The sequence below is a fragment of the Paeniglutamicibacter quisquiliarum genome (assembly GCF_019084045.1).
Classification (GTDB): Bacteria; Actinomycetota; Actinomycetes; order Actinomycetales; family Micrococcaceae; genus Paeniglutamicibacter; species Paeniglutamicibacter quisquiliarum.
Window position 1 is genome coordinate 1 of the sequence record NZ_JAHRED010000029.1, and the last position, 1,025, is coordinate 1,025.

Sequence of the window (1,025 nt, forward strand, 5' to 3'; positions counted from 1 at the left end):
ATGATTAAGTCCTAATCATTTCAGTGGTCGTAGGCGGTTAGGGAGCGTTTGCGGGGTGCGTTGGTTTTCCAGTTGTGCCAGATTCCTGCCGCGAGGGCCAGGAGCTTTGACGCGACGCGTGCGTAGAGACCTTCGAGGGTTCTGGCGCCGTGGTGTTCGAGCCCGAGCTGGCCCTTGAGGCTGTCGAAGACGGACTCGATCCACTGGCGGATGCCGCCGAACTTCCCGAACCTGGGCTTTTCGTCCTTGCGGTCCGGCCGCACCAGGTTGGCGCCGAGGTCCTCGGCGATGAACCGCTCAAAGTCCCTTCCGGCGAAACCCTTGTCGGCAAGGATGACCTGCCCGTCGCGGACCAGATGGTGGTCGTGGCGCAGCAGGGCCTCGGTGACCTCGCGTTCCCCGAGCTTGGGGTTGGCCAGTCCCCAGATCACCGGCATGCCCTCGGGGGTGCTGACTAGGTACAGGCGAAAGCCCCAGAAGTAGCGCGAATGCGAGGCGCAGTATCCGTAGCCGGCGTGCCCGGCCAGGTCCGAGCGCTTGACTGTTTCGCGGCTGGTGTCGCACGGGACGGGGGTCGAATCCAGCAGGCGGAGGATCTCGTGCCAGGATTCGGTGTCTTTGGCCAGTGCGGTGATCACCGCACTGATCAGTGTTCCGGCGGCGCGCACGCGCTTGTTGTATCCCGATTGCTGCGGGATCCCGGGGAATAGCCCGCTCAGGTGGGTGCGCGCATAGCGGACCCATCGCGATTCGGAGGAGTGCCCGTGCAGCAGGTGCTGGGCCACGACCAGGCACAGCAGCTCGGCATCGCTCAAGATGGCCTTGCGGCCGGGTTTGCTCGTCCGGTCATATCCCAAATCCGGCAGGACACGATCGGTAAGTAAGACGTAGAGTGTGGTCAGGAGAGTGTTCAGTTTTGGGTTCACATACGAGACTTAGCACTCTCCGCCAGCGATTAACAGGGTCCGGGAACAAGTTCCCGGACCCTGTCTCGTTCCAAGCGTCAATTAGGACTGACTCATCTA

At 62.4% G+C, this 1,025-nt stretch carries 1 protein-coding gene; it reads right to left on the reverse strand.

Annotation, left to right across the window (positions count from 1 at the left end; all coding sequences use genetic code 11):
• Positions 1 to 20: 20 nt before the first annotated feature.
• A complete protein-coding gene (locus tag KRR55_RS20135; RefSeq protein WP_217391097.1) occupies positions 21 to 926 on the reverse strand; it encodes an IS982 family transposase in 906 nt (301 codons plus the stop codon).
• Positions 927 to 1,025 lie beyond the last annotated feature (99 nt).